The sequence below is a fragment of the Gordonia iterans genome (assembly GCF_002993285.1).
GTDB lineage: Bacteria > Actinomycetota > Actinomycetes > Mycobacteriales > Mycobacteriaceae > Gordonia > Gordonia iterans.
In genome coordinates this window covers 3844013-3869969 of record NZ_CP027433.1, presented here as the reverse complement: position 1 = coordinate 3869969, position 25957 = coordinate 3844013, and the positions used below count along the sequence as shown (strand labels likewise).

Below are 25957 nucleotides of genomic sequence, written 5' to 3'. Positions count from 1 at the left end.
TCTGTCGTCGGTTCAACGGGCGAGGGGTTCTCGCCGCCTCAACGTGCGGTGCGCTTTCTGATCGGCTCAACGGTCGTGGGATCTATCGTCGGTTCAACGGGCGAGGGGTTCTCGCCGCCTCAACGTGCGGTGCGCTTTCTGATCGGCTCAACGGTCGTGGGGTTTGTCGTCGGTTCAACGGCGAGGGGTTCTCACCGGCTCGACGGGCGAGGGGTCAGGTATCGATACTCATGTACGGGGAGACGGTGCTGCGGTGCTCGTCGATCGTCACGCTGGTGCCCAGCGGCGGGAAGGCGCGCTGCGCGCAGTTGGGGCGGTCGCAGACGCGGCAGCCGGCGCCGATCGGCGTCACGGCGGCCTGCGGACCGAGCTCGAGGCCGTCGGAGTAGATCACCCGGCTCGCGTGCCGCAGCTCGCAGCCCATCCCGATCGCGAACGTCTTGGGCGACTGCCCGTACCGCGCCGCCCGGCGCTCGACGGTCCGGGAGATCCAGAAGTACTCGCGGCCGTCGGGCATCTCGGCGATCTGCGTGAGGATCTTCCCGGGAGATCCGAAGGTCTCGTACACGTTCCACAGCGGGCAGGTGCCGCCGCTCGCGGAGAAGTGGAAGCTGGTGGCGCTCTGGCGTTTCGACATGTTCCCCGCCCGGTCGATGCGGACGAAGGTCCACGGGACTCCGCGCAGGTTCGGTCGCTGCAGCGTCGAGAGCCGGTGGCAGACCGTCTCGTACGACACCGAGTAGAACGCCGAGAGCCGTTCGATGTCGTACCGGTAGTCCTCGGCGGCGCCGTGGAACTGGGCGTAGGGGAGGATCGCCGCGGCGGCGAAGTAGTTCGCCAGCCCGTGCCGCGCCAGCGCGAGGGCGTCGTCGGTGGTGAAGCTCCCCTCGTCGGCCAGCTGGTCGATCAAGTCGCCGAACTCCAGGTAGGCGAGCTCGGCGGCGATCCGGAAGGTGCGCTGGCCCGGTGACAGAGCGGCCGCGAAGTCGAGCCGCCGCGATTTCCGGTCGAAGCGGTGCAGCACGTCGTCGCCCAGGTCGACGCGCCGGTTGATGCGGACGCCGTGCAGCTCTTCGAGGCGGTCGGTGAGGCCGGTGCGGATGTCGACCGAGTGCATCCGCATTCGCGAGGTGAGCTCCTCGGCGGCGACGTCGAGCTCGTGGATGTAGTTGCGGCGATCGTAGAAGTAGTTGCGCACCTCCTCGTGCGGTGCGCTGATGGTGCCGCGGCGGCCGGATTCGTGGCGTCCGGAGGTGGCCGAGGCCAGCTGCTCGGACACCAGTCGGTATCGGCGGTGCAGGTCGACCATCGCCTCGGAGACCGTGCGATGCCGACTGACCATCGCACTGATCTCCGCGGGGTCGGCGGCGGCCGGGTCGGCGCCGAGGTCGTCGTCGAGCAGTGCCTCGCGCAGTTCGGCGATCAGCCGGATGTCGTCGTGCGGGTCGAAGAACGCGATGTCGATCCCGAAGACCTCGCTGATCTTGGCCAGAACGGAGGCGGTCAGCGGCCGCGAATCGTGCTCCATCTGGTTCAGGTACGACGCCGAGATGCCCAGCCCGCGCGCCATCTCCTGCTGAGACAGCCCGCGTTCGGCGCGCAGACTGCGCAGTCGTGAACCCACGTAGGTCTTGCTCATCGCCGGTCCTCTCGGTGTGCGGTCGGTACGGTGACCGCGTGTCGTTCTCTACTTCGTGCCGAATCCGCTCTGTCGCGGTGCTCGCCGCATCCGTGGTCGGGCTGACCGTGACCGCGTGCAGCGACGGCGAGGCCACCCCGGAGCCGCTGTCCGCGCTCGTGATCGGATCGGAAGACGTGCCTGACGGTTTCCAGGTGATGCCGGCCGACGTCGGTGAACTGATCGGCGGCAACCGCCGGACGCTGGAGCAGGCGAAGACCGTCGAGTTCACGCCGGCCGAGTGCAGACCGACCGCGGACGAGGCCTTCAGTCCGGGTCTGACCGCCGGTAACACCGCGCTGCTGGTGGCCTCGTCGCCGGCCGCGACGCTGTCCGAGCTGGTGACGACGGTGCGGCGAGACGTCGACGCCGACCGGCGGGCCTCCACCGGGCCGTGCCGAGTGGTGACCGCAGAACCGACGCGGGGCACGCTTGCCGGCGCCCGGATCGTCACCTCCACCCGCGAACTGCCGCCGCCGGTCTCCGCGGCCGCCGAACAGGCGCTGGTGGTACGGCAGGACTCCGTCACCACGCTGGTGGACGGCAAGGTCCGGGTCCGCAGCGCGCTCGTCGCCACCGTGCTGGTGCGTCGCCCGCGCGGGGAGATCGTCACGATGCAGCTCAGTGTGGTGTCGGCGAACAGCGGGGCGCACGACGGGACGCCCGGGACGATCGAACCGCCCATGGACGAGAGTCAGTTCCTCACGCTGGTCGACGAGGCGACTGATCGGGCGGCTCGCTGACCCCCGCGGGTGTGATGTCGCCCACTCGCCGCGCAGCCGCGCCCCGCCGCGGACGGGGCGGGGCGCGAAGCTCGGTGCGCAGCAGGTTACTCGCGGGTTTTGCATTTTCCCAGTACGCACGTACTTTTTGGCGATCTTGCGAAGCTGGGCCACGTCAGTAAATTTACAAGATTTGCAATTCTGGCGTGGAATCTGGACCCGCTTTGCAGCTAGATGGGGCTGGACCTGCATGTTTACCTTGTGGCACAGTGGCTGCAGGCACTGCCTCGAGGTCTTCCCAGATTCGCAACATGGGGGCCCCGGACATTGGTAACCAACTGCCCACGGGTAGTGGAATAGAAAGCGAAGGCTTATGAGCAACGTCGGACAGCCCCGTACCGCCGCGGAGATCCAGCAGGACTGGGACACCAACCCGCGCTGGGCCGGCATCACCCGCGACTACACCGCCGAGCAGGTCGCCGAGCTCCAGGGCACCGTCGTCGAGGAGCAGACCCTCGCTCGTCGTGGCGCTGAGATCCTCTGGGACGCCGTCAGCAAGAAGGACGACAGCTACATCAACGCGCTGGGCGCCCTGACCGGCAACATGGCCGTGCAGCAGGTGCGCGCCGGCCTGAAGGCCATCTACCTGTCCGGCTGGCAGGTCGCCGGTGACGCGAACCTCTCGGGTCACACCTACCCGGACCAGTCGCTGTACCCGGCCAACTCGGTCCCGCAGGTCGTCCGCCGGATCAACAACGCCCTGCTGCGCGCCGACGAGATCGCCCGCATCGAGGACGACAAGTCGGTCGACAACTGGCTGGTGCCGATCGTCGCCGACGGTGAGGCCGGCTTCGGTGGCGCCCTGAACGTCTACGAGCTCCAGAAGGCCATGATCGCCGCAGGCGTCGCCGGCTCGCACTGGGAGGACCAGCTCGCTTCGGAGAAGAAGTGCGGACACCTCGGTGGCAAGGTGCTGATCCCGACCCAGCAGCACATCCGCACCCTGACCTCGGCGCGCCTGGCCGCCGACGTGGCGAACGTGCCCACCGTCGTCATCGCCCGCACCGACGCCGAGGCCGCCACGCTGCTGACCTCGGATGTCGACGAGCGTGACCGTCCCTTCCTGGACGGCACCCGCACCAGCGAGGGCTTCTACGGCATCAAGAACGGCGTCGAGCCCTGCATCGCCCGCGCCAAGGCTTACGCCCCCTACGCGGACCTGATCTGGATGGAGACCGGCGTGCCGGACCTCGAGGTCGCCAAGCACTTCGCCGAGTCGGTCAAGGCGGACTTCCCGGATCAGCTGCTGGCCTACAACTGCAGCCCGTCCTTCAACTGGAAGGCGCACCTGGACGACGACACCATCGCGAAGTTCCAGCGCGAGCTGGGCGCGATGGGCTTCAAGTTCCAGTTCATCACCCTGGCGGGCTTCCACTCGCTCAACTACGGCATGTTCGACCTGGCCTACGGCTACGCCCGCAACGGCATGACCGCCTTCGTCGACCTGCAGGAGCGCGAGTTCAAGGCTGCCGAGGAGCGCGGCTTCACCGCCATCAAGCACCAGCGCGAGGTCGGTGCCGGTTACTTCGACAAGGTCGCCACCACCGTCGACCCGAACACCTCGACCGCTGCCCTGAAGGGCTCGACCGAAGAGGGCCAGTTCCACTAGGAACCAGCTTCCTCCTCACGAGGTAGACGCATGACGATCCCGGGGCCGGGAGCGAGAAGAATCTCGCCGCCCCGGGATCGTCGTCTCTCGGCCCGGAGATGTTCCGGTCGGCCGGGTGAATCGGACGTTCAGGAGAGTGCGAATGGCTAGCGGCAGGATCTCGCGGGTCGGGATCGTCGGCGCAGGGCAGATGGGGGCGGGGATCGCCGAAGTCTGTGCGCGCGCCGGGGCTCAGGTGCTCCTGTGCGAGCCCACACGCGAACGGGCGGCGGCCGGTCGGGCACGGATTCTGCAGTCGCTCGACCGAGGGGTGTCGTCGGGCAAGCTGACCGCGCGCGAGCGCGAGCAGGCCGCGGCGCGGCTGAGCTTCACCGGGCGTCTGTCCGACTTCGCCGATCGCGAGCTTGTGGTCGAGGCCGTCGTCGAGGACCAGTCTGTCAAGTGCGCGATCTTCGCCGAACTCGACGCGGTGCTCGCCGATCAGGAGGCGGTGCTCGCGTCCAACACCTCGTCGATCCCGATCATGGCGCTCGCCGGTGCGACGCAGCGCGCCTCGCGGGTGATCGGGCTGCACTTCTTCAATCCGGTGCCGGTGCTGCCCCTGGTCGAGTTGGTCGTGACGCCGGCGACGAGTGACGCGGTCTCCGCGCGCGCCGCGGCCTTCGCGCACGACGTCCTCGGCAAGCAGGTGGTCAAGTCCGCCGACCGGTCCGGGTTCGTCGTCAACGCGCTCTTGGTGCCCTACCTGCTCTCGGGCATCCGGATGGTCGAGAGCGGATTCTCCACCGTCGAAGACATCGACAAGGCGATGATGCTCGGCTGTACGCATCCGATGGGGCCGCTCAAACTCGCCGATCTGGTCGGCCTCGACACCGTCAAGGCGATCGCCGACGGCATGTACGAGGAGTTCGCCGAGCCGTTCTACGCGCCGCCGCCGCTGCTGCTGCAGATGATCGAGGACGGTCGGTTGGGCAAGAAGTCCGGTCGGGGCTTCTACCGCTACGAGCCGTCGCCCGCGCGTCGGTGACGTCCCTCTCGCACAAGGGATTCGCGCGTGGTGATTGCAGGAGCAAGCACTTGCCGGCCAGCGCCCGCGGACGGTTCGAGATCCGAAACGGCAGGTTGTCGAACGTTACGCGGGGGTGAAATAGTTCACAACTGCTAGCACAACGCTAGCAATTGTTAGCACTTTGGCGCATACTTGGAGACGTCAGAAACCTCAGATCCACGGACTGTGGCGCCCCACAGGTGAGAGCGCGGATCGAAACCAAGGAGTTGCCATGAGCACCACCGAACGCACCCTCCCGACCCCCGTCTACGCCGTCGTCGGCGCCGGTGACGTCGTCGTCCAGGAGGCCAAGGACGCCCTCGACCGGCTCAAGACCCGCGCCGGGAGCGCCCAGACCCGTCTGGCCGAGACCCGCACTCGCCTGGCTGAGCTGCCCTCCGACGTGAGCGTCGAGGAGATCAAGGCCAAGCTGACCGTCGACGAGCTCAAGGGCAACGTCGAGGAACTGCGCACCAAGCTGAACAAGGACGAGCTGACCAAGGTCGTCGCACCGTACACCGAGCGCGCCACCGACTTCTACAACAAGCTCGCCGAGCGCGGCGAGGGCGCGGTGGAGCGTCTGCGCACTCAGCCGGTGGTCCAGGAGAACCTGGAGCGCGTGGGCAAGGTGTACAACGAGGCCGTCGACAAGACCGAAGAGGCCATCGGCGCCGTGTCGCACCAGACTCGCGTCGTCGGCGAGCGTGCCGCCTCGCTGGCCGGCCTGGCCGCCGACAAGGTCGAGGACGCCGCCGTCGAGATCGAAGAGGCCGGCAACAAGGTCAAGGCCGAGGCCCGGACCGCCGCCAAGAAGATCGACGGCGCCGCCGGCACCGTCGAGGCCAAGGCGCGGACCGCCAAGTCGTCGCCCGCCAAGCGCATCGCTGCCGCCGAGGCTCCGGCCAAGCCGGCTGCGAAGGCGCCCACCCAGCGGAAGGCTCCGGTCAAGACTGCGACCCAGCGCAAGGCCGCCCCGGCCCGCAAGGCCGCGCCGAAGTCGGCCAAGTGAGCCGACGCGCTTAGCGCACACCTGTCTCCGGCCCCGCACCTCCACGAGGTGCGGGGCCGGAGCGCATCGGGCCGCGCATCCTCGACCGGGCGTGTCTCGGCGGGCCCGATCGATTCTGGGCGACACTGATGAGATGATGACGAGTCTGCCCGCGCCACCGCCTGCGCCGAACGTGCCGACCGGCCTGGCCGAACCCGACGCCGCCCGCCTGCGCAATCTGCGCAGAATGAAGCTGCTGGCACTGTCACTGCTCTTTCTGGCCGGGATCATCTACCTGTTCACCCGCTGGCTCGAGCATCGGGACGGGCCGGACGTGGCGGCGTGGGTCGGCTACGTGCGCGCCGCCTCGGAGGCCGGCATGGTCGGTGCGCTCGCCGACTGGTTCGCCGTGACGGCGTTGTTCAAGCGTCCTCTCGGTCTCCCGATCCCGCACACGGCGCTGATCCCACGCAAGAAGGACGAGATCGGTGAGCAGCTCGGCGGATTCATCGAAGAGAACTTCATGACCCCGGAAGTGATCGAGGAACGTGCGCTGTCGGTGGATCTGCCGCGGCGGATCTCCACCTGGCTGGCCGATCCGGCGCACGCGGACAGGGTCAACGCGGAGGCCTCGCGGGCGATCGGGCTGGTAGCCGAGATGCTGCGCGACGAAGACATCGAGAACTTCATCCAGGCGGCGATGAAATGGGCCGCCGAACCGTTGTGGGCGCCGCCCGCCGGACGGATCCTGGAGCAGCTGGTCGACGAGGACCGGCTGGCGCCCGTGATCCAGTTGCTCTGCGACCGCGCCCACGAGTGGGCGCTGGGCAGTCAGCCGCTGATCGACCGCGTCATCGATCAGGATGCGCCCTCGTGGGCGCCCAAGTTCGTCAACAACCTGGTCGGCGACAAGATTTACCGCGAGCTGACCGAGTTCACCTATAAGGTCCGCGCCGACCCGCAGCACGACCTGCGGCTCGCGCTGGACGACTTCGTGCGTCAGTTCGCCCACGACCTGCAGCACGACGACGACATGATCGCGCGATTCGAGGAGATCAAGACCGAGCTGCTCGGCCGCGACGAGGTGACCGGGGCCGCGTCGACCGCCTGGCAGGCAGCCAAGGGCGTGATCGAGCAGATGCTCGACGATCCCCATTCGACCCTGCGTGTGTCGCTGGCCGGAGCGGTCACCCGGACCGCCGCGGCGATCCGCGACGACCGGGCGCTCCAGGAGAAGATGAACGGGTGGATCGCGCGGGCCGCGCGACACGTCGCCGCGAACTATTCGGCTGAGATCATCTCGGTGATCACCGACACCGTCCGCAGCTGGGACGCGGAGGACACCAGCCGCAAGATCGAGCTCCAGGTGGGGCGCGATCTCCAGTTCATCCGGATCAACGGCACCGTGGTGGGTTCGCTTGCCGGCCTGGTGATCTACACGGTGTCGGTGCTGCTGTTCCATTGAGTACACGCCAGCCGTGGGCGTGTCGTCCGGTTCGTTCCTTCCCGTGCGCTTGCACTTGCTAGCACCCGTTCGGGATACTGGACGACGAGAGGAAGGCTGCGGTGAGCGACAAGAAGAACGACCAGGTCGAGGCGGTTCCGTCGGTGTCGGAGGATGCTCCGGACGCTACGGCGGTCGACACCGTCGCCACCGCTGCCCAGGATCTGGCGCAAGACATCGGCGGGTTCATCCGCACCCAGCGGATGGCGGCTCAAGTCTCGCTTCGTCAGCTCGCCGAGCGGGCCGGAGTGAGCAACCCGTACCTGTCGCAGATCGAGCGAGGCCTGCGCAAGCCGTCCGCCGACGTACTCGCTCAGATCGCCAAGGGGCTCCGGGTGTCGGCGGAGGTGCTCTACGTCCGCGCCGGCATCCTGGAGGAGCGTCCGGCCAGCCCGGTACGCGATGCGCTCCTGGTGGACACCTCGATCAACGAGCGTCAGAAACAGATGCTGCTGGAGATCTACGACTCCTTCCGGCACGAGAACGCCGCGCACGCGACGGTCGGCGCGGCTGCGCCGGACGGGACGTCGTCTACTCCCGAACCGGCGCCGCCTGCGGACCCGGCGACTCTCTCGCCGAACTGAGCGAACGCTTCTCGCGCGCAGTTCTGCGGTTCCCGTACCGGGCCTGTTCCCGGGCGCGGCTAGAGTGGACTGCGTGACTGTGGGCTGGGTCGTGAATGCGATCGTCTTTTTTCTGTTACTGGCGATCACGGCGGTGACCGTGATCGGCGGACTGGCCGCGCTGGTGCACGCGATTTCGACGCGGCCGGACGCGTTTCCGGCCGTGGACACCAAGAGCAAGGGTTTCTGGGTCGGCATCCTGCTGGCGTCGACCCTCGTCGCCGGTCTCCTCGGCGCTCAGCAACTGCTGATGTCGCCACTGGGTCTGTTCTACCTGGCCGCGGTGGTCGGCATCTCCGTCTACCTCGCCGAGGTGCGTCCGCGGGTCGACGAGATCCAGGGCAAGTCCTGGTTCCGGAAGGCGGCATGATCGCCGGGGGTGCAGCGTGACCGAGTACCGGATCACCGAACTCGCCGAGGTCTCCGGCGTCAGCGTCCGCAACATCCGCGTCTACCAGGACCGCGGTCTGCTGCCGCCTCCGGAGGTGCGCGGCCGGACCGGTTGGTACTCCGAGGAGCACCTGGTCCGTCTGAACCTGATCTCCCGCCTGCTCGAGCGCGGCTACACCTTCGCCACGATCAGCGAACTGCTGATCGCGGCCAGCCACGGGCTGAAGGTGGAGCACGTGCTGCGCGACAAGCCGCGGGGCGGACGCTTCCGCAACCTGAAACGTGCGGCCACCATCACCATCACCGAACTGCGCCGCACGCTGAATGCCAGCGACCGGGCGATCGGGCTCAGTCAGAAGCTCGGCATGCTCGCCAAGGACGGCACCCAGTACGCGGTACGGAGTCCGGAACTGCTGGAAGGCGCCGAGGCGCTCGTGAAGGGCGGCATCGACCTCGACTCGCTGCTTGAGCGGTGGATGCGGGTCGAAGCGGATCTCGCCGACGTGGCGAAGAGCTTCGTCTCGATGATCACCGACAAGTACTTCGACGAGAACCTTCCGAACATGAGCGAGAAGTCGGTGTCGGAGCTCGCCGAGCTCATTCAGACGGTGCGGCCGATGGCGCACGACATCGTCGAGAACGCCTTCGCCAAGGCGATGGATGCCGAGATCTCCCGTGCCATCGGCGAGGCCAACAAGTTGTACGACGGCGGAGACGACGATGGCCGATAGCGTCGAGGTCCGCCCGCCCGACCCCGCCGCTGCGAAGCGTCTGCATTCGGCACGGCGCAGACGCGCGGGCCTGGCCGGGCTCGGTGCGGCCGGGCTGCTGGCCGGTGATCTGGCACTGGTGGTCGGCGGGATCGCCCGGGCGGCCGCCAAGCACCCGCCCGCCGTCGACGACGGTCCAGATCCGCTGCTGGTGGACCCCGGACGACTGATGCGCTCCACGGTGGTGCCGACCGCCGACGGGACCCTCCTCCACGCGGAGACTTCGGTGAACCTCGACGATCACCCGAGCGACGAGGTCCTCGTCTTTGTGCACGGCTGGACCTGCAGCACGCGGTTCTGGAACCCGCAGATGAACCACTTCGGCGGGGACCGCCCGGTGATCGCGTTCGATCACCGCGGCCACGGCCTGTCGGAGATGGGAAAAGCGCGGGTCACGGTCGACGTGCTCGGCCAGGACCTGGAAGCGGTCCTCACCACGCTGCTGCCGCCTGGCAAGCGCGCGATCCTGGTGGGTCACAGCATGGGCGGTATGGCGATCATGTCGTGGGCGGCGCAGTACGGCGCCGGCCGGGGCGTAGACGGTCCGGGATCACGCATGGCCGACCGGATCGCCGCGGTGGTGCTCACCTCCACCACGCCGCGGGACGTGGTGCAGCAGCAGTTGCTCACGCCGGCAGACCTTCCCCGGTACACGCGGGCGGTCCGGCCGCTGGTGGCGCGGGCCTTCGTGTCGACGCCGGTGCCGCTGCCGAGTAACAACCTCTCCACGCGGCTGACGCACTACCTGGCGTTGGGGCCGCACGCCCGGGCCGCACACGTGAAATTCACCGACGAGCTGATCGCGGCCGGCTCGCCGCGGGCGCGGGCTGCCTGGGGATCGGCGCTGTACCGGCTCAACGTCGTCGCCGGCCTGGAGGCGTTGACCGTGCCGACGCTGGTGGTGGTCGGGGACCGTGACCTCCTGACGCCGCCGCCGCACTCGGACTTCATGGCCGAGGTCCTCGACCGGAACGGGGTGCTGCTCGACTACGTGACCTACCCGGGCGCGGGTCACATGGTGCCGATCGAGCGTGCGCTCAGCTACAACCAGCTGATCGACGACGTCCTCGCGTCGGTCTGAGATCTCGACTCCGCTCGATCAGCGAAGCGACTCCGCTCGATCGTCGAGGAGGTGCCGTCGTCGGTCAAGCGCCCTCTCGTTGATCGAGCGGAGTCGAGATCACTCGCTCAGTCCAGCGCACACCCGACGAACACCGGCTCCGGGTGGAGCGTGATGCCGAAGGCGGCGCGCACACCGTCGCGGACGCGAGCGGCCAGCGCGATCAGGTCGGCCGTGGTGGCGGTGCCCCGATTGGTCAGTGCGAGCGTGTGTTTGGTCGACAGGCGCACCGGTGCATCCTCGCCCGGATACCCGCGGCCGAATCCCGCGCGCTCGATCAGCCAGCCCGCCGACAGCTTCACTCCGCCGTCGGCCGGGAACTGCGGGACGGGGGTGTCCGCGCCCACCCGGTCGGCGATGCGGGCGAGGATGCCGGGCAGGGCGGCGTCGTCGACGATCGGGTTGGTGAAGAAGCTGCCCGCGCTCCACGTGTCGTGGTCGGCGTCGTCGAGCACCATGCCTTTGCTGCGCCGCAGCGCCAGCACCTGCTCGCGGACATGCGCCGCGCCGGCGACGCCGCCCTCCTCGACGCCGAGGGCGCGGGCGAGCTCCCGGTAGCGGATGGGCGCGGAGCATGCGTCGTCGTTCAGCCAGAACGAGACCGCCAGCACGACGGCCTCCGCGCGGCCTTTGAGTCGACTGGTGCGATAGGCGAGGCCGAGTGTTTCCGGTCCGACCCACCTCGTCTCGCCGCTGGTGCGGTCGAGCAACCGAACGCTCCGGAGGCGGTCGGCCACTTCGACTCCGTAGGCGCCGACGTTCTGCACCGGGGTGGTTCCGGCGGCGCCGGGGATTCCGGACAGGCATTCCAGCCCGCCGTATCCGCGCCTAACCGTCTGCGCCACCAGGTGGTCCCAGTCGGTGCCGGCCTCGGCGGTCACGAACGGCTCGTCACTGCCGTCGCGCACGTCCCGACCGAACTCGATGCCGGTCGTCGCCACGACGATCGCGGTGCCGTCGAAGCCGTCGTCCCCGATCACCAGGTTCGAGCCGCCGCCGATCAGCAGGACAGGCTCGCCGGCGCGGTCACAGTCGGTGACGGCGGTGATCAGGTCCGCGGTGTCGGCGGCGGACACGACCGTCCGCGCCGGGCCGCCCAAGCGGAGCGTGGTGTACGCGGCCAGGCCGTCCCGGGCCGGATCAAGGGTGGTCGGGTGCGGGTTGTTCACCCGGATAACGGTAGCCTGACCACCATGGCGAGCAACTTCGACTATTCGGTCAGCTACCCGTTCGACGTTCGTACCCTGTGGTCGCTGATCAGCACCGAGCAGTATTGGCACGACCTCATCGAGCGCACCAACGCCGAGCACGGCAGTGTCGAGAGCTTCAGCCACGACGGCAGCACGGTGACCGTCGCCACCAAGCAGGGCGTCGGCGCCGAGGAACTCCCGTCGGTGGTCACCGCGGTCCGTCCGGGCGACGTCGAGATCCCGCGCACCATCGAGTTCGTCGACGCCGGCGACCAGATCATCGGACAGATGCAGGCCTCGGTGTCCGGAGCGCCGGCCAAGATCTACGGCGACGTGATCGTCAGCGGTGATCCGGCCTCGGCCGTGTACAGCGGAACCTGTGAGGTCTCGATCCCGTTCGTCGGCGGCAAGATCGAGAAGGCGATCATCGCTCAGCTCGAGCATCTCCTCACCGCTGAGCGGGACGCGACGGTGGAGATCCACCAGCGCTGATCGCCGAACGCCGGGCGGGTGTCCCGGTGTCCGATTTTCGTTGCCGACATCGCGTCGTTACCCTGAACTTTCATGGCACGACGGCTCAGCTATTCGGCACGTTTCGACTTCCCGGCGGAGAAGCTCTACCAGGCACAGTCGGAGCGTCAGTACTGGCAGGATCTCGTCGACGGTTTCCGCATTCTCACTCCGATTTCGGAGCTGGAGGAGTTCGCCGTCGGCGACGACGGCATGCGGGTGGTTCTGAAACAGGCCATCACCCGCGACATGCTGCCGCCCCTCGCGCAGACCGTGATGATGAAGGACATGATGATCACCCGGGTCGAGACGCTCTCGGCCTGGCATCCCGAGCGCACCGCGGGGACCTATACCGCGTCGATCCCGGCAGGACCGGGCTCGCTGAAGGGCGAGCAGCTGCTGGTCCCGACAGAGACCGGTTGCACGCTCCGCAAGACCACCGAGGTGAAGGTCTACATCCCGTTCGTCAACGGCAAGCTCGAACAGCTGATGCTGATCAATCTGGTGGATCTGTTCCGCGCGGAGGCCGAGTACTCCAAGTCGTGGGTGGACAAGAATCTCGCCTAGTGTCACGGGACACTAGTCCGTCCGGTGCGCGGCCGGAGGGCCGGATCACCCGGGGCACGACGAATCTGAACCGTCTGCGGCGGGTCGACCGTGCGATGGCCGGCGACCCGCGGATCCGGGCGGTTCTCGACGCCGCGGCGGCGCCCCTCGCCGTCGACCTCGGGTATGGCGCGCGCCCAGACACCGCCCTGGAGATGGCCGCCCGGCTCCGGGCCGTGACGCCCCGTCTGCGGTTGGTGGGGCTGGAGATCGATCCGGAGCGCCTGGCCGAACCGCGTGACGGCGTCTCCTTCGCCCTCGGCGGCTTCGAGCTCGCCGGACTGCGGCCGCATCTGGTACGTGCCTTCAACGTGCTGCGGCAGTACGACGAGGACGAGGTCGACGGGGCGTGGGCGCAGTTGCGGGCAGGGCTGGCACCGGGCGGCTACCTGGTGGAGGGAACCTGCGACGAGATCGGCCGTCGCGTCTGCTGGATCTTGCTCGACTCGGCGGGTCCGGTGGAGCTGACGCTGGCGTGGGCGCCGTCGTACACCGGACGCCCCTCCGAGCTGGCACCCCGCCTGCCGAAGGCCCTGATCCACCGGAACGTACCGGGCGAGCCGGTGCACGAACTGCTCGCGGCCGCGGACCGCTGCTGGGACCGCGCGGCCGGACACGCTCCGTTCGGACCGCGACAGCGCTGGCGACGAGCGCGGGAACTCCTGCGCGACGAGGGGGTTCCGGTCCGGCCGGTGCGCGGCCGTAGCGTCGACAACGTGCTGACTGTGCCCTGGTCAGCCGTTCGTCCGAACGGCTGACACGGCCGGCGGTCGCCTACCATGGCGCCATGACGGATCCGTGGGGAGCAGCGGGCGGCGAGCCGGACGGAGCGGGCGAGAGGCCCCGCGCCTACCGCTCCGAACCCGCTGGGGCCGGATCTTATGGGGCCGAGCCTGCCGGCTACGGCTTCACCGCGACCGGTGCGCCTTATGTGCCCGGCGCGGTCCCGCCGGGGCACCCCGCGCCGTATCCGTCCGGAAATCCGATGGGCGAGCCCCCGCGGCGGGGCGCGACCACCGTCCAGCTGCTGCTGGTGGTGGTGATCGTCGTGCTGATGGCCGCGGGTGGGGCACTGGTGTGGCTCTGGGCCGGCGGAGGCGACGACAGTGAGACGGCGTCGCCGGCGTCCACCACCACGGTCTCGGTGACCGAGGAGCCGGGGACTGAGGAGACGGTGACCAGCACGGTGCAGGCGGCGCCGGGGGCGCGCCTGCAGGAGATCGCCCTGCACGATCGCGGCGATCTGGCCGGCGGCCTGAACAACCGGTGGGCCGCGCAGCTGAGCGCCAAGCAACCCGGAGTCTTCGCCGAGGGCCGGACCTGGACCGAGGCCGACATCCTCGCCGAACACGAGCAACTCCGGTCCCGCTTTCCGCAGAGTCGGCTGGTGATGAGCACGCAGTGGCCGGTCTTCAGTCTCCAGGGGTGGTGGGTCACGGTGATGGCCGGAGGCTTCTCGAGTCCCGACGCCGCCAACGACTGGTGCCGGACCAACGGCTTCTCTCCCGACCACTGCTTCGCCAAGCTGATCAGCACTAGCGCCTCGTCGGAAGGTTCCACCAAGTACTGGAAGAAGTAGGCTGGCCGATGTGAGAGTCGCCGTCGCCCAGTGCAGTTCCGGGACCGATCCCGAGCGGAACCTGGAGGTCCTCGCCGAACTCACCGAGGCGGCTGCCGCGGCCGGCGCCGATCTGGCGGTGTTCCCCGAGGCGATGATGTGCCGGTTCGGCGTGCCGCTGACACCGATCGCGGAGCCGCTCGACGGACCGTGGGCGCGCGGGGTCGCCGAGGTCGCCGGGCGAACGGGAGTCGCGGTGATCGCCGGGATGTTCACGCCGTCCGGCGACGGCCGAGTCGCGAACACCCTCGTGATCGCGGTCCCCGGACAGCCGGTGCGCGGTTACGACAAGATCCACCTGTACGACGCGTTCGGGTTCGCCGAGTCGCGCACGGTCGCCCCCGGCAGCGAGCCCGTAGTGGTCGACGTCGCCGGGCACCGGGTCGGCGTCGCCACCTGCTACGACATCCGCTTCCCGGCGCTGTTCGTCGAGCTCGCGCGTCGCGGGGCCGAGCTCGTCGTCGTACCCGCGTCGTGGGGCGCCGGTCCGGGCAAACTGGAGCAGTGGCGGTTGCTGGCCTCGGCGCGTGCCCTCGACAGCGGGACGTTCGTGGCGGCCGTCGGGCAGGCACTGCCCGACGATCCGGAGGTCGCCGGAGGCTCAGCGCCCACCGGGATCGGTCATAGCCGAATCTCAGACCCGTTCGGTAGCGTGGTCGCCGATCACGGACCCGGGCAGGAGCTCACCGTTCACGAGCTAGATCTGTCCGTCGTCGGGAAGGCGCGCGCGGCGACTGCCGTTCTGAACAACCAGCGCGACATCCCGCGGGCGGACCCGACGGACTAAAGAGGCACATGACCGACTCGACTCACGGCAGCGACGACTCCGCCGAGCCGCGGCCCGACACGACCCCGGAGGACGGCTCCACCCCGGTGGAGCCGACCGGCGGCCCCGAGCTCGCCGGTGCGGACGATCCCTCGCTGGTCGAGCGGAGTCGAGACCTCGAGCCCGCGGCTCCGCCAGACCCCTCGCTGGTCGAGCGGAGTCGAGACCTCGAGCCCGCGGCTCCGCCAGACCCCGTCACCGACGAGCTTCCGGCCCAGCCGGCGGATCGGGCGGGAGCGCGGACGGATCCGCTCGCCGTCCCGGTCGTCGATTCCGGAGGGGCCGAAGGGAAGCCGGCGACCAAACCGGTGACGCAGGCGTTCGGCGGCGAGGCCTACTCCGCCGTCGACGCCGAGCCGGTGCCGCCCGCGGGTGAGACGCCGGTGGTCACATCGAGCCCGAAGGCGCGACGGACCTGGCGCACCGTCGGGCTGGTGACCGCGGCGGTGCTCCTGCTGGCGGTGATCGGCGGGGTCGGGACCGAGCTCTACCTGAGGAACAAGGTGACCGGGTGCCTGGAAGGCGCGTTCTCCGATCTCACCGGAACCTCGACGACGGTCTCGGTGCCCCGCGGACCACTGCTGCTGGCGTGGATGCAGGGCAACGTGGACTGGGTGCAGGTCGACACCGACGACTCCGGCGGCGGTACTGAGATGCGACTGCACGCCCGCGCCACCGACGTGAGCCGGGACGGCCGCACGGTGCAGCATCTTCAGGGTGAGGCGTACGTGCCGTACGAGCGCGTCGTCGAGCTGACCAAGGCCGATACCGGTGGCGAGATCACCGTCGACTCGATCAAGGGCGACGGCGATATGGGCACCATCACGATCGACTCGCGGTACCGGCTGGCGTTCCTGGCGATCCCGGCGACGGTGGTGCTCAAGCCGGTGCTGAACGGTGGCCGCGTCGACTTCGAGGTGCAGGACGCCAAGGCCTTCGGCATCGGCCTGCCCAACGACTTCGCGCAGCAGCTCGTCGACCAGGTGGCCACTGCGATGCTGGGTCCGCTGTTCGACGAGATCGAGGTGGAAGACCTGAGGGCCACGGATAAGGGAATCGAATTCCACTTCGCCGGGGACGACGTCAACATGCAGGCCGCGTCGGCCGGCACGACGTCGACGAGTGGCGCCTCGGCGTGCACGTGAGATCGCTGTAGCTCCGCCCCAGGAAATCCGTTCCGCCCTATGGATCCTGCATAGGGCGGAGCGGAAACCCTGGGGCGGAAGCCGCGCAGGGCACTGATCGCCCTCGATGATTGAGCGAGCGCAGCGAGTCGACATCACCGTTCGCAGGGTTCGCGACTCAGGCGAACACAGTCAGGCGAACACAGTCAGGCGAACACAGTCAGGCGAACACCACGGTCTTGCGGCCGTGCACCAGGACGCGGTCCTCGAGGTGCCAGCGCACACCGCGCGAGAGCACCAGGGTCTCGATGTCGCGACCCTGACGCACCATGTCGGCAGGCGTCTGCTCGTGATTGATCCGGCCGACGTCCTGTTCGATGATCGGCCCGGCGTCCAAGTCGGCGGTGACGTAATGGCACGTGGCGCCGATCAGCTTGACGCCGCGGTCGAATGCCTGATGGTAGGGACGCGCGCCGACGAAACTCGGCAAGAAGCTGTGGTGGATGTTGATCGCGCGGCCGGCCCACGCCTGGCACAACTCCGCGGGCAGGATCTGCATGAAGCGAGCGAGGACGATGGCGTCGGGGTCGTGCACGTCGACGTACTCGCGCACGCGGGCGAACGAGGCCGCCTTGCCTTCGGGATCGCCGGCCGGGAAAGGCACATGGTGGAATGGGATGCCGAAGCGCGTGGTGATCGATTCGAGATCGCGGTGGTTGCCGATCACCGCCTCGATCCGCGCCGGCAGTTCGCGACGTTCGGCGCGGGCGAGCAGATCGAGCAGGCAGTGACTGTCTTTGCTGACCAGGAGCACGACCGATTTTGGTTCACCGGTGTCGGTGAGGCGCCACTCGGTCTCCGGACCGAGTGTCTCGGCGACGGCGGCGAAGCGGTTGCGGACCTCGTTCGCGGTCAGGTCCACCGAGTCGGCGCGGATCGCCTGCCGGGTGAAGAACCACCCCGAGGCGGGGTCGGAGTGGTAGGCGGCCTCGGTGATCCAGCCGCCGATCTCGGCCAGGAAGCCGGAGATCGCGGCGACGATGCCGGTGGTGTCCGGACACCCGAGGGTGAGGACGTAACTGCGCCCGTCGTCGGGCGTGGCGGAGGTGTCGGCGGCGTTCACCTGAACCAGTGTGCCAAGCTCGTTTCTGTGACTGAAACCAACCTGCGCCGGGCCGAGGTCGCGGCCCTAGTCGACCACACTCTGCTCAAGCCGGAGGCCACCCGCTCCGATGCCGCGGCGGCCGTCGCCGAAGCCGCGCGGCTGGGCACGTACGCGGTCTGCCTCTCGCCGTCGATGCTGCCGATCGACACCGGGGACCAGCAGACATGCGTCGTCGTCGGTTTCCCATCGGGCAAGCACCATTCGTTGGTCAAGGCGGCGGAGGCGCGGCTGGCGGTGGATTCCGGCGCCCGGGAGATCGACATGGTGATCGACGTCGGCGCTGCGGTCGACGGTCGGTATGACGAGGTATTCGCCGATGTGGTCACCGTCCGAGAGGGTGCCGGTGACGCGGTGCTCAAGGTGATCGTCGAGTCGGCGGTGCTGCTGGAGAAGATCGGTCCGGAGGGGCTGGCGCAGGTGTGCCGGCGCGTCGTCGACGGCGGGGCGGACTTCGTGAAGACTTCCACCGGCTTCCACCCGGCCGGGGGCGCGAGCGTGGCGGCCGTCGCGATCATGCGGGAGGCGGTCGGCGATCGGGCCGGGGTCAAGGCGAGCGGAGGAATCCGTGACGCCGCCTTCGCCGCCGAACTGATCGCCGCCGGTGCGACTCGCCTCGGCCTGTCCGGCACCGAGGCCGTGCTGTCGGGCTTTCCTGAGTAACGCTTGGAGCCTCCGCGTCCGCTTCTCATGCTCGGCGTGCCGGTGGGCCGCTCAGTCCGGGTCGCGTAGGTGCCCCAGCACACCGGCCAGTTTCAGGCGGCCGCGTGCGCAGCGGCTCTTCACCGTGCCGGGGGCGATTCCCAGCCGTGCGGCGGTCTCGTCGATCGAGAGGCCTTGGATGTCGACTGCGATGATCGCGGCGCGCTGGCCGGGTGGGAGAACGTCGAGCGCCCGGCCGATGGACAGGCGGAGGTCGACGTGCTCGGTGAAGTCGATCGGGGTGTCGTCCGGGAGGTCGTTGTCGAATTCCGGGAGCGGGTTGGTCGCGTGGGTGCGACGGCGGCGGAGCCGGTCGAAGCAGGAGTTGACCACCACGCGGTGCATCCATACCAATACCGAGGAGTCGCACCGGAAGTTGCCCGCGGTCCGGAAGATACTCAGCAGTGCGTCCTGCAGTGCGTCCTCGGCGTCGTCGCGGTCGCCGGTGGTGCGTAGGGCGATCGACCAAAGGTACGCCTTGTGTCGCTCGAACAGTTCGCGGAAGGCGGTGCCGTCTCCCCGCGAGGCTGCGCTGAGCAGACCGTGGTCGCTGACCTTTTGCTGAACCATCCCCCGACTCATGGGAGTGACTGTAAGCGGATATCTCGGGCCCGGAGGAGGGATTTCGCGCGCGTGTGGATAACCGGAGTTCGTGTGAACACGACAGTTGACAAACATACCTGGGTGCGGATAAAGCTGCAGGTGGAAGGGTTCGTGGTGCCCCCACGAGGTGCTAGAGGACGCATCGGCCCGTCGTACTCACCTCCGTAGCCATGACTTCGCACACTATGGTGTGTAATGATCTGGTTGTAAGCGGGTATGCGCCCGCGGATCCCCGACGAGGGGCAAGCGGCGCAGCGGCCCGGACACTCCCGGTACTTAGGTAGGCTGCTGACATGGTGGATGTCGTGAGATCACGGAGGGCTGAGTACGCAGCTCTCACCCGACAGGCGATTCTGGACTCGGCGGCGACCCGCTTCGTCGACCAGGGCTATGCCGAGACCGGGATCGACGAGGTGAGTCTCGACGCCCGCGTCAGCAAGGGCGCGGTCTATCACCACTTCGCTGACAAGCCGGGCCTGTTCGCCGCGGTGTTCGAGAACCACTGCACCGAGGCCCTCGAGCAGATCGAGGGAGCGGTGAACGAATCGATGTCGCCCCGCGAGCAGATCGTGAAGTCCATCTCCGCGATGCTCGCCGCGTACTCGAAGGATCGCAGCCTCCGGGGGTTGTCCCGGCAGGCGGGATTCGCCATCGGCGAAGACCGGCGCCGGGAGATCCAGCAGAAGGGTTCGCTGCCCTACGTGGAGTCGATCTTCACCCGCGCCAAGGAAGACGGCACCCTCGCCGAAGGCGTCGACGTGGCGATCGCCGCCCGGATGGTGCTGGAGCTGGTGTTCGACGGCGCGGTCGCGTTCGCCGAGCAGCCGACCAAGCGGGGATACCGAGCCGACATCGAACGCGTCCTGGTCGCGATGGTGACCGGACTGCTCGTCGACGACGACGCCTGACCGGGCCACGTCAGTAACGCGCGGCGTACTTCAGGCGCCGGGACAGGCGGCTGCCGCAACCATCCGATCGTCGGCGCGGGAGCTGTTCGTCCGCAGAGGATTTCACGCGACGTCCGTCGAACACATCGCGCAGCATGCGGGGTGCGAGGGGCTGCCGGCGTTGGCCCGCGTCTCGGCGTGGGCGTTGGGGCCGGTGGCACTGGAGATCGAGTCGGCGGCGTCGGTGCCGGTGCTGCGCCGAAGGCCCCGGTGGGCGGTGGTACCGCGATCGTGTTCGGTGGGAAGTACGGGTGCACGATGACCGCGGTCGGACACGACCGCGGTGGCCGGCTGGTCGGGCTGACCGCGGCGCACTGCGCCAAGGGCGGCCACTACAACGTGAGTTTGCGGAGCAATCGTGCCGCCGGCGTGATCGGCCGGGTGTCGGTGCTGTCGAAGGGCGGTGACTTCGCGGCGGTGACGCTGGATCGCAGTAAGGTGCGTCCGGTGCGTTCGGTGGGTCCGGCTCGAATCGTCGGTGTGGCCCGGTTCCCGGCGTTCGGCGTCAACGTCTGCAAGATGGGCGCCACGACCGGTTTCACCTGTGGTCCGGTGCTGCAGGATGGGCAGGCGCGGTCGACCGGATACGTGTGCGCGGCTTCGGGTGACTCCGGTGCGCCCGTGCTGCGCGGCAATCGGGTGGTCGGCATGCTCAACGGCGGTCAGTACGTCGGCGGTGTGGCGATTCAGTGCCCGTTCGGCGGTTTCCCGATCCACAGCCCGATGGTGGCGACCAAGATGACCGCGATCCTCGCCTCGCTCAACCGGCACGGCCGAGTCGGCGCGGGGTTCCGCGTCATTTGATCTGAGATCACTGACGGGCCGGCGTCCGCCGCGGCCGAAAGATCTCAGAGGGTCTTGACGTTGCGGCGGGCGTCGGCCTGATCGCGGGGCTTGAGGACGATCTGGTCGAGGTTCACGTGCGGCGGCCGGGAGGCGGCGAAGGCGATCACGTCGGCGACGTCGTCGGCGGTCAGCGGGGTCAGCCCCTGATAGATCTGGTCGGCGCGGTCGGCGTCGCCGTCGAAGCGGACCAGGGAGAATTCGGTCTCGACCATGCCCGGGCAGATCTCGGTGAGCCGCACCGGTTTGCCGAGCAGTTCACCGCGCAGCGTGCGGTGCAGCACTCCCTGCGCGTGCTTGGCCGAGGTGTAGCCGGCGCCGTTGTCGTAGACGTCGAGCGCGGCGATCGATGTGACCGTGACGATCAGCCCGTCGCCGGAGGCGATCAGCGCGGGAAGCAGTGCCTTGGTCATGCGGAGGGTGCCGACGACGTTGGTCTCCCACATCCAGCGCCAGTCCTCGAGGTCGGCTTCGCTCACCGGCGCCAGCCCCTTCGCGCCGCCGGCGTTGTTCACCAGCACGTCGACGCGTTCCAGGGTTCCGGCGAACCGCTCCACGGACGCGGCGTCGGTCACGTCCAGGTACATCGCCCGCCCGCCGATCTCCTCGGCGAGCTCGGTGATCCGGTCGGTGCGGCGCGCCCCGATCACCACCTGATACCCGTCCCGGGCGAGCGCCCGGGCCGTCGCCGCCCCGATGCCCGAGCTGGCGCCGGTCACCACTGCGACTTTTCCGGTGGAAGGGACGGTTTCGCTCACGGTGATCGAGGAGGCCATGATCCCAGTCTAAGGCCCTGTACGACTGCTAGATTCGAGGCCATGACGGGAGTGGTCGCGGCGAAGCTGCGCGTGGGCGCGGCCCCGGCGAGCCTCGTCCTCAACGCGATCCGCGTCGGCGGGCCGTCCATGCGCGACGAGATCACCGACCGCGCCGGACTCTCCGCGGCCACCGTCAACCGCCAGATCACTGCGCTGTGTTCCGCCGGACTGGTCGACGAACGGCCCGAACTGGTCGACTCCCGCGGCGTCGGCCGACCGAAGATCCCGCTCACTCTGGACCGCGACCGCTTCTGTGTCGCGGGGATCCACATCGGCGCACGACGAACCGCCCTGGTGATCGCCGATCTCGGCGGGCGCACCCTGTACAGCCACGCGGTCCGGACCCAGGAGGTGTGCGGAGACGGGGGTGCCGCCGCCGTCGACCGCTTGTGTACCCAGCTGGCCGAGCTCGCCGCCCGCTTCTCCGGTCGGCGCGTCCTCTGGGCCGGTGCCGCCCTGGGCGGGGCGGTCGACGCCGAGACCGGCGTCGTCGACCATCCGATCCTGCACTGGCGGGGCCAGCAGCTCGGCCGGCGACTGCACGAGGCGCTCGGCGTTCCGGTGTCGGTGGCCGAACACGTCCAGGCGATGGCGGCCGCCGAACTGCTCCTCGGCGGCGACGTGGTCCCGCACGAGATCGGGGGCGCGGCGTGCGGGCCGAATCCCCGGGGAGCGGCACTGTTCTTCTACGCGCGCGAGACGGTCGGCATGGCGATGATCATCTCCGGTGAGGTGCACCAGCCGCTCCGGGGCGCCGGCTCCATCGCCGGCCTTCCGGTGGAGCCCGGCCCGCTCGACGCATCCGCGATCGCGCCGCTGCAATCGGTGATCGGCACCGCCGCCCTCAAAGCCGCTGCGGCCCGTCTCGGCACGTCCGACGACGCCGGCGTGCTGGCCGACGCCCGCGCACGCGTTCTCGGCGAAGCGGTGGCCACGATGCGTGACGTCATCAACCCGGACTCGGTGATCGTGGCCGGTGACGCCTTCTCGGCGCACCCGCGCGGCCTCGCCCCGATTCAGGCGGCGTTCGACGCGGCGAGCAGGACGCCGTGGCCGCTGGAGATCACGCCGACCCGCTTCGGGGTCCACGTCCCGGAGGCGGCACCCGTCGCCGTCGCACTCGCCGCGGTGTACGCGGATCCGCTCGCCGTCGTGGGGTCGCTCGCGACCCGCTGACGCCGATCGTCAGCGACGACGCGCGGCGACGAACTCCAGCACCGATGCCACCTGGTCGGTGCCCGGGATCCGGAACTCGGCGAGTGTATCGCCGTCGCCCACCTTGATGCCTACGTCCTTGCCCGCGTGCCCGCCGACGCCGTCGCGGCGCTGCAAGTGCGCGAAGGCCTTCTCGTCGGTCACGTCGTCGCCGAGGTAGAGCACCGCGTCGGCGTTGAACGCGCGGCGGAGCCGGTCGAGAGCCAGCCCCTTGCTGGTCTCGATCACGGCGAGTTCGATGACGGCCTTGCCCTTGGTGACGTGTACTCCGTGCCAGCCGGCCGGTCCGGTCTCGGCCAGCACCATGGCGGCCGCGGCATCGTCGGGGGTGGCGTTGCGCACGTGCAGGGTGGTGCTGGCGGGCTTGGTCTCGACGCTGGTGCCCGGGAACTGCGCGGCGATCCCGCGGAAGTCGGCGATGATCCGTTCCAGCAGCGCCTGCTGGTCGCGGGTCAGCGGCTCGTCGAAACCGCTCTCGAACTCAGCGCCGTGGCTGCCGATCAGGGTCAGGCCCTCGCCGGCGCCGGAGATCGCGGCGAGATCGGCGCGGGCGCGGCCGGAGACCATCGCCGCCAGGGTGCGGTCACAGGCGCCGCATGCCTCCAGCGCCGTCAGGGACGCCGGGTTCGGCACGGCCATGTCCGGCCGGGGCTGGATCGGCGCCACACAGCCGTCGTAGTCGGAGGCCACGACCACGCGGTCCAGCGTGCAGAAGTCGGCGAGCGCGGCCCGCAGCTCGGTGCTGATTCCGGATGCGCTCATGGCCTCACTCTTCGTTCAGGGCGTCCAGAAAGCTGCGCGCCCACTGGTCGACGTCGTTGTGCATCACCTGGTCGCGCAGGATCTCCATGCGGCGTCGTCGTTCCTCGGGCGGATCGGTGACGGCCGCGACCACGGCGTCGTCGGTGGACGCCGAGTCGTACGGATTCATCAAGTACGCCTGGTCTAATTCCATTGCGGCACCGGTGAATTCGCTGAGCACCAGCGCGCCGCCCAGGTCCGGGCGGCAGGCCAGGTACTCCTTGGTCACGAGGTTCATGCCGTCGCGAAGCGGAGTCACCAGGGCGGCGTCGGCGGCCACGAAGTAGGCGAGGAGTTCGTCGCGCGGAACCGGCTGCAGCAGATAGCGGACCGGGGGAGCGTCGACCGTTCCGTAGGTGCCGTTGATGTGGGCGACGGTCCGCTCGACCGCGTCGCGCAGCCGGGCGTAGCTTTCCACGTTCTCCCGGCTCGGACTGGCCAGCTGGACCAGCACCGTGTCCGCCGGGTCAAGGCGGCCGTCGGCGAAGATGCGCTCCAGCGACTCGATCCGGACGTCGATGCCCTTGGTGTAGTCGAGACGGTCGACGCCCAGGAGCAGGTGCTTCGGATCGCCGAGCTGCTTGCGCAGTTCCACCGCACGCTCCTGGACCCGCGACGATGCGGCCTGTTCGGCCACCCCCGCCGAGTCGATGGAGATCGGGAACGCGCCGACCCGGACGACGCGGTCGCCGAGATCCACGGTCCCGAAATCGGTGCGGACGCCGACCGGGTCGGACGACGCCTCGACACCGAGGATCCGGCGGCTCAGCGTCAGGAAGTTCTGGGCGCCGCCGGGCAGATGGAAACCGATCAGGTCGGCGCCGAGCAGCCCGTCGAGGATTTCTCGCCGCCACGGGAGCTGGCTGAACAGCTCGTACGGCGGGAACGGGATGTGCAGAAAGAAGCCGATCTTCAGATCGGGGCGCAGTGCGCGCAGCATCGCCGGCACCAGCTGAAGTTGGTAGTCCTGCACCCACACCGTTCCGCCGGTCGCTGCGGCATCGGAAGCGGCCTGCGCGAACCGGCGATTGACCGCGACGTAGGCATCCCACCAGTCGGCGCGATAGACGGGTTTGACCAGCACGTCGTGATACAGCGGCCACAGCGTGGAGTTCGAGAAACCCTCGTAGTAGTCCTCGACCTCGTCCGCGCTGAGCGGGACCGCATGGATCTCGATGCCGTCGACGCGCGGGTCGTCGTCGGAGTCGGCGCTGCCGGTCCAGCCGACCCACGCGCCGGGGGTGCTGTCGAAGATCGGTGCCAGCGCGGTCACCAGACCGCCGGGCGCACGAGTCCAGGTGACGGTGCCGTCGGCGAGGACCTTCTTGTTGACGGGAAGGCGGTTGGCGACGACGACGAAGTCGGCGCCCGAACGGGTGACGTCGGCACCCGGCTCAGCGGCCGACATGGGTCAGTCGGTCTCTCCAGGCTCGATGCCGAGCATCGCGAAGAGCATGCGGCACTCGTCGGCATCGGCGGCGTACGCGGCGACGACGCGGCGGGCCGAGTTGGCGGTCTCGTCGGCGACGGGGTCCAACTCGTCGTCGTCCACAAGGTCAGTTGTCTTGGGAGGCATGCGGCCTATTCTAGCTGCGGTGATGGTGGTCCGCATGTCCGCCCCCGGACTCGCGCCAGATCTGTGCTCCAGGTGCCGAGGCGCGGTCGGTGTTCGCGACGATCGCGTCCCGGACGTACTGCGCCAGACCGGGCTCGAGATCGTCGTACGTGGCGGTGAAGCGCGGATCGCTCACATACATCTCGCCGAGGCACCGGTGGAACTCGGGCGAACAGTCGTAGAAGCGCTCGTGGATCTGGAGCCGGGCGCGCTCGGCGACGTCTCGCGCGACGTCGCCGTCGGCGGGCAGGCCGGCCCGCTTGGCGGCCACGAAATCGTCGTTGATCGCGTCGGTCTCGGCTTTGATCGCCGCCCAGTCGGCCTTGGTGTACGACGCGGTGCGACGGGCCGACTGCTTCCAGGCATCGGTGTCGCCCCAGCGCTGCTGGGCCTCGGCCTGGTACTCGTCGCTGAAGCCGTCGCCGAAGATCTCGCGCATCTCGGCGTCGGTGGCGGGTCGCTGACTCATGGTTCTCTCCAATGCTCGGTCGATGGCGCCCACGAGCTCGTCGAGCTCGTCGCGCCGGGCGATGACGGCATCGCGCTGGCGACGCAGGTGTTCCTCCGGCGAACCGCCGGAATCGAGCAACTGCGCGATCTCCTCCAGAGGCAGTTCCAGCCGCCGGTAGAGGACGATCTGCTGCAACCGCTCCAGGTCGGCCGGCCCGTACAGGCGGTAGCCGACCCCGGACCGGTCACTCGGACGCAGCAGCCCGATGGCGTCGTAGTGGTGCAGGGTGCGCACCGTGACGCCGGTCAGCTCGGCGAGCCGGCCGACCGTCCACCGGTCCTCGGGATCGTGCGTTGCCGTCATGGGAACCATCGTCGAGCCTCACGTCGCGGGAGGGTCAAGTCCATTCTCCGG

General features: G+C 69.1%; 29 protein-coding genes. 20 read left to right on the top strand and 9 right to left on the bottom strand.

Features of this window, described 5'->3' with window-relative positions:
• Positions 1-214: 214 nt before the first annotated feature.
• Positions 215-1639 carry an acetate metabolism transcriptional regulator RamB gene (ramB, locus tag C6V83_RS17500; RefSeq protein ID WP_105943490.1) on the bottom strand — a complete coding sequence of 475 codons (1425 nt, stop codon included), beginning with the start codon at positions 1637-1639 and terminating at the stop codon, positions 215-217.
• 38 nt (positions 1640-1677) lie between these two features.
• On the opposite strand from ramB, the gene C6V83_RS17495 reads away from it, so the two are divergent.
• From C6V83_RS17495 to C6V83_RS17455, 9 genes are all read left to right on the top strand, one after another.
• Positions 1678-2421, top strand: coding sequence for a hypothetical protein (locus C6V83_RS17495; protein ID WP_234353793.1), 744 nt, complete (start codon positions 1678-1680; stop codon positions 2419-2421).
• Between the two features lie 352 nt (positions 2422-2773).
• A complete protein-coding gene (gene aceA, locus C6V83_RS17490; RefSeq protein WP_105943489.1) occupies positions 2774-4069 on the top strand; it encodes an isocitrate lyase in 1296 nt (431 codons plus the stop codon).
• A 142-nt stretch (positions 4070-4211) separates the two neighbouring features.
• Entirely contained in the window at positions 4212-5096 is an 885-nt protein-coding gene (locus C6V83_RS17485) for a 3-hydroxybutyryl-CoA dehydrogenase (protein ID WP_105943488.1), read from the top strand.
• Between the two features lie 253 nt (positions 5097-5349).
• A complete protein-coding gene (locus C6V83_RS17480) occupies positions 5350-6126 on the top strand; it encodes a heparin-binding hemagglutinin (protein ID WP_105943487.1) in 777 nt (258 codons plus the stop codon).
• 136 nt (positions 6127-6262) lie between these two features.
• A complete protein-coding gene (locus C6V83_RS17475; RefSeq protein ID WP_234354016.1) occupies positions 6263-7570 on the top strand; it encodes a DUF445 domain-containing protein in 1308 nt (435 codons plus the stop codon).
• A gap of 101 nt (positions 7571-7671) precedes the next feature.
• Positions 7672-8193: a helix-turn-helix domain-containing protein gene (locus C6V83_RS17470; protein WP_407646213.1), complete on the top strand. Its 522-nt coding sequence runs from the start codon at positions 7672-7674 to the stop codon at positions 8191-8193.
• Positions 8194-8266: 73 nt separating this feature from the next.
• The gene (locus C6V83_RS17465; protein ID WP_105943485.1) at positions 8267-8602 is read left to right on the top strand and encodes a DUF2516 family protein; all 336 of its coding nucleotides are present in this window, start codon (positions 8267-8269) and stop codon (positions 8600-8602) included.
• 16 nt (positions 8603-8618) lie between these two features.
• A complete protein-coding gene (locus tag C6V83_RS17460; RefSeq protein ID WP_105943484.1) occupies positions 8619-9353 on the top strand; it encodes a MerR family transcriptional regulator in 735 nt (244 codons plus the stop codon).
• The gene (locus C6V83_RS17455) at positions 9343-10473 is read left to right on the top strand and encodes an alpha/beta fold hydrolase (RefSeq protein ID WP_105943483.1); all 1131 of its coding nucleotides are present in this window, start codon (positions 9343-9345) and stop codon (positions 10471-10473) included. Before C6V83_RS17460 ends, C6V83_RS17455 begins: the two co-directional genes overlap by 11 nt.
• A gap of 107 nt (positions 10474-10580) precedes the next feature.
• Here the strand turns inward: C6V83_RS17455 and C6V83_RS17450 are convergent, their stop codons facing one another.
• On the bottom strand, positions 10581-11681 hold the full coding sequence (locus C6V83_RS17450) for a UDP-N-acetylmuramate dehydrogenase (RefSeq protein ID WP_199832549.1): 1101 nt from the start codon (positions 11679-11681) through the stop codon (positions 10581-10583).
• Positions 11682-11705: 24 nt separating this feature from the next.
• Between C6V83_RS17450 and C6V83_RS18585 the strand changes: the two genes are divergently transcribed.
• From C6V83_RS18585 to C6V83_RS17425, 6 genes are all read left to right on the top strand, one after another.
• The gene (locus C6V83_RS18585) at positions 11706-12194 is read left to right on the top strand and encodes a DUF2505 domain-containing protein (RefSeq protein ID WP_199832548.1); all 489 of its coding nucleotides are present in this window, start codon (positions 11706-11708) and stop codon (positions 12192-12194) included.
• A gap of 72 nt (positions 12195-12266) precedes the next feature.
• On the top strand, positions 12267-12779 hold the full coding sequence (locus C6V83_RS17445; RefSeq protein ID WP_105943482.1) for a DUF2505 domain-containing protein: 513 nt from the start codon (positions 12267-12269) through the stop codon (positions 12777-12779).
• Entirely contained in the window at positions 12779-13576 is a 798-nt protein-coding gene (locus C6V83_RS17440; protein ID WP_105943481.1) for a class I SAM-dependent methyltransferase, read from the top strand. The genes C6V83_RS17445 and C6V83_RS17440 overlap by 1 nt, the downstream gene beginning before the upstream one ends.
• Positions 13577-13803: 227 nt before the next feature.
• Positions 13804-14397, top strand: a complete 594-nt coding sequence (locus C6V83_RS17435) for a hypothetical protein (RefSeq protein WP_105943480.1) — start codon at positions 13804-13806, stop codon at positions 14395-14397.
• Between the two features lie 10 nt (positions 14398-14407).
• A complete protein-coding gene (locus tag C6V83_RS17430; RefSeq protein ID WP_105943479.1) occupies positions 14408-15223 on the top strand; it encodes a carbon-nitrogen hydrolase family protein in 816 nt (271 codons plus the stop codon).
• Positions 15224-15231: 8 nt separating this feature from the next.
• Complete coding sequence (locus C6V83_RS17425) at positions 15232-16407, top strand: LmeA family phospholipid-binding protein (RefSeq protein WP_105943478.1); 1176 nt, start codon at positions 15232-15234, stop codon at positions 16405-16407.
• Between the two features lie 199 nt (positions 16408-16606).
• Here the strand turns inward: C6V83_RS17425 and purU are convergent, their stop codons facing one another.
• Positions 16607-17509: a formyltetrahydrofolate deformylase gene (gene purU, locus C6V83_RS17420; RefSeq protein ID WP_105943477.1), complete on the bottom strand. Its 903-nt coding sequence runs from the start codon at positions 17507-17509 to the stop codon at positions 16607-16609.
• 27 nt (positions 17510-17536) lie between these two features.
• Between purU and deoC the strand changes: the two genes are divergently transcribed.
• Entirely contained in the window at positions 17537-18211 is a 675-nt protein-coding gene (deoC, locus tag C6V83_RS17415; RefSeq protein ID WP_105943476.1) for a deoxyribose-phosphate aldolase, read from the top strand.
• Positions 18212-18262: 51 nt separating this feature from the next.
• Here deoC and sigM read toward each other — a convergent pair whose 3' ends face one another.
• Positions 18263-18832 carry an RNA polymerase sigma factor SigM gene (gene sigM, locus C6V83_RS17410; RefSeq protein WP_105943475.1) on the bottom strand — a complete coding sequence of 190 codons (570 nt, stop codon included), beginning with the start codon at positions 18830-18832 and terminating at the stop codon, positions 18263-18265.
• Positions 18833-19146: 314 nt separating this feature from the next.
• Between sigM and C6V83_RS17405 the strand changes: the two genes are divergently transcribed.
• The 3 genes from C6V83_RS17405 (at position 19147) to C6V83_RS17395 (ending at position 20604) form a co-directional block, all read left to right on the top strand.
• A complete protein-coding gene (locus tag C6V83_RS17405) occupies positions 19147-19761 on the top strand; it encodes a TetR/AcrR family transcriptional regulator (protein ID WP_105943474.1) in 615 nt (204 codons plus the stop codon).
• Positions 19762-19822: 61 nt separating this feature from the next.
• Positions 19823-20062: a TetR family transcriptional regulator gene (locus C6V83_RS19120; RefSeq protein ID WP_407646288.1), complete on the top strand. Its 240-nt coding sequence runs from the start codon at positions 19823-19825 to the stop codon at positions 20060-20062.
• A complete protein-coding gene (locus C6V83_RS17395; protein WP_234353792.1) occupies positions 20059-20604 on the top strand; it encodes a trypsin-like serine protease in 546 nt (181 codons plus the stop codon). Before C6V83_RS19120 ends, C6V83_RS17395 begins: the two co-directional genes overlap by 4 nt.
• 44 nt (positions 20605-20648) lie before the next feature.
• Here the strand turns inward: C6V83_RS17395 and C6V83_RS17390 are convergent, their stop codons facing one another.
• A complete protein-coding gene (locus tag C6V83_RS17390) occupies positions 20649-21419 on the bottom strand; it encodes an SDR family oxidoreductase (protein ID WP_105943472.1) in 771 nt (256 codons plus the stop codon).
• A gap of 42 nt (positions 21420-21461) precedes the next feature.
• Between C6V83_RS17390 and C6V83_RS17385 the strand changes: the two genes are divergently transcribed.
• Positions 21462-22637 carry an ROK family transcriptional regulator gene (locus C6V83_RS17385; protein ID WP_105943471.1) on the top strand — a complete coding sequence of 392 codons (1176 nt, stop codon included), beginning with the start codon at positions 21462-21464 and terminating at the stop codon, positions 22635-22637.
• 9 nt (positions 22638-22646) lie between these two features.
• Here C6V83_RS17385 and otsB read toward each other — a convergent pair whose 3' ends face one another.
• Genes otsB through C6V83_RS17370 form a run of 4 tightly spaced genes read right to left on the bottom strand, consistent with a single transcriptional unit; the run spans position 22647 to position 25906 of the window.
• The gene (otsB, locus tag C6V83_RS17380) at positions 22647-23438 is read right to left on the bottom strand and encodes a trehalose-phosphatase (protein WP_105943470.1); all 792 of its coding nucleotides are present in this window, start codon (positions 23436-23438) and stop codon (positions 22647-22649) included.
• Between the two features lie 4 nt (positions 23439-23442).
• Positions 23443-24885, bottom strand: a complete 1443-nt coding sequence (locus tag C6V83_RS17375; protein ID WP_105943469.1) for an alpha,alpha-trehalose-phosphate synthase (UDP-forming) — start codon at positions 24883-24885, stop codon at positions 23443-23445.
• A 3-nt stretch (positions 24886-24888) separates the two neighbouring features.
• Positions 24889-25053, bottom strand: a complete 165-nt coding sequence (locus C6V83_RS18580) for a hypothetical protein (RefSeq protein ID WP_199832547.1) — start codon at positions 25051-25053, stop codon at positions 24889-24891.
• A gap of 10 nt (positions 25054-25063) precedes the next feature.
• Positions 25064-25906 (bottom strand): MerR family transcriptional regulator, encoded by an 843-nt coding sequence (locus C6V83_RS17370; RefSeq protein ID WP_105943468.1) that lies wholly within the window; start codon positions 25904-25906, stop codon positions 25064-25066.
• Positions 25907-25957: the final 51 nt, after the last annotated feature.

Bases quoted from the DNA above. Each gene is read 5' to 3' on its own strand.
- ramB (WP_105943490.1), bottom strand. From the start codon at position 1,639: ATGAGCAAGACCTACGTGGGTTCACGACTGCGCAGTCTGCGCGCCGAA.
- aceA (WP_105943489.1), top strand. From the start codon at position 2,774: ATGAGCAACGTCGGACAGCCCCGTACCGCCGCGGAGATCCAGCAGGAC.
- C6V83_RS17485 (WP_105943488.1), top strand. From the start codon at position 4,212: ATGGCTAGCGGCAGGATCTCGCGGGTCGGGATCGTCGGCGCAGGGCAG.
- C6V83_RS17480 (WP_105943487.1), top strand. From the start codon at position 5,350: ATGAGCACCACCGAACGCACCCTCCCGACCCCCGTCTACGCCGTCGTC.
- C6V83_RS17475 (WP_234354016.1), top strand. From the start codon at position 6,263: ATGACGAGTCTGCCCGCGCCACCGCCTGCGCCGAACGTGCCGACCGGC.
- C6V83_RS17455 (WP_105943483.1), top strand. From the start codon at position 9,343: ATGGCCGATAGCGTCGAGGTCCGCCCGCCCGACCCCGCCGCTGCGAAG.
- C6V83_RS18585 (WP_199832548.1), top strand. From the start codon at position 11,706: ATGGCGAGCAACTTCGACTATTCGGTCAGCTACCCGTTCGACGTTCGT.
- C6V83_RS17445 (WP_105943482.1), top strand. From the start codon at position 12,267: ATGGCACGACGGCTCAGCTATTCGGCACGTTTCGACTTCCCGGCGGAG.
- C6V83_RS17435 (WP_105943480.1), top strand. From the start codon at position 13,804: ATGGGCGAGCCCCCGCGGCGGGGCGCGACCACCGTCCAGCTGCTGCTG.
- C6V83_RS17425 (WP_105943478.1), top strand. From the start codon at position 15,232: ATGACCGACTCGACTCACGGCAGCGACGACTCCGCCGAGCCGCGGCCC.
- sigM (WP_105943475.1), bottom strand. From the start codon at position 18,832: ATGAGTCGGGGGATGGTTCAGCAAAAGGTCAGCGACCACGGTCTGCTC.
- C6V83_RS17405 (WP_105943474.1), top strand. From the start codon at position 19,147: ATGGTGGATGTCGTGAGATCACGGAGGGCTGAGTACGCAGCTCTCACC.
- C6V83_RS17395 (WP_234353792.1), top strand. From the start codon at position 20,059: ATGACCGCGGTCGGACACGACCGCGGTGGCCGGCTGGTCGGGCTGACC.
- C6V83_RS17390 (WP_105943472.1), bottom strand. From the start codon at position 21,419: ATGGCCTCCTCGATCACCGTGAGCGAAACCGTCCCTTCCACCGGAAAA.
- C6V83_RS17385 (WP_105943471.1), top strand. From the start codon at position 21,462: ATGACGGGAGTGGTCGCGGCGAAGCTGCGCGTGGGCGCGGCCCCGGCG.
- otsB (WP_105943470.1), bottom strand. From the start codon at position 23,438: ATGAGCGCATCCGGAATCAGCACCGAGCTGCGGGCCGCGCTCGCCGAC.
- C6V83_RS17375 (WP_105943469.1), bottom strand. From the start codon at position 24,885: ATGTCGGCCGCTGAGCCGGGTGCCGACGTCACCCGTTCGGGCGCCGAC.
- C6V83_RS18580 (WP_199832547.1), bottom strand. From the start codon at position 25,053: ATGCCTCCCAAGACAACTGACCTTGTGGACGACGACGAGTTGGACCCC.
- C6V83_RS17370 (WP_105943468.1), bottom strand. From the start codon at position 25,906: ATGACGGCAACGCACGATCCCGAGGACCGGTGGACGGTCGGCCGGCTC.